Below are 252 nucleotides of genomic sequence, written 5' to 3'. Positions count from 1 at the left end.
AACACCGTCGATCCCCACGCCTGGCTCGCCGACACCCTCGCACGCATTCCGGACTACAAAATCACAAAGGTCAACGATCTGCTCCCGTGGCGCTGGAACCGATAGCAGTCTGGCCGGACGCTTACGACTCATTGACGCTCAAAGCCAGAACATGACGGTTGCGGCGAGTGCGGCGGCGGAGAGGAAGGTCTTTGCGCATCGGTCGTAGCGGGTTGCGACCCTGCGCCAGTCCTTCAGCCGGCCGAACATGAT

At 61.5% G+C, this 252-nt stretch carries 1 protein-coding gene and 1 pseudogene; one reads left to right on the top strand and one right to left on the bottom strand.

Features of this window, described 5'->3' with window-relative positions:
* Nucleotides 1–105 (top strand): transposase domain-containing protein (locus LHP98_RS19410; protein WP_227253783.1); only part of this gene is annotated, 105 nt, incomplete at its 5' end.
* 33 nt (nt 106–138) lie between these two features.
* On the opposite strand, the pseudogene LHP98_RS19405 reads toward LHP98_RS19410, so the two are convergent.
* Nucleotides 139–252: pseudogene (locus tag LHP98_RS19405) on the bottom strand (IS5/IS1182 family transposase); the annotation flags it as partial.

It is taken from the genome of Rhodobacter sp. Har01 (assembly GCF_020564565.1).
In the GTDB taxonomy this organism is placed as follows: Bacteria; Pseudomonadota; Alphaproteobacteria; order Rhodobacterales; family Rhodobacteraceae; genus Pseudogemmobacter.
This window is presented reverse-complemented; position numbering and strand designations above follow the sequence as displayed.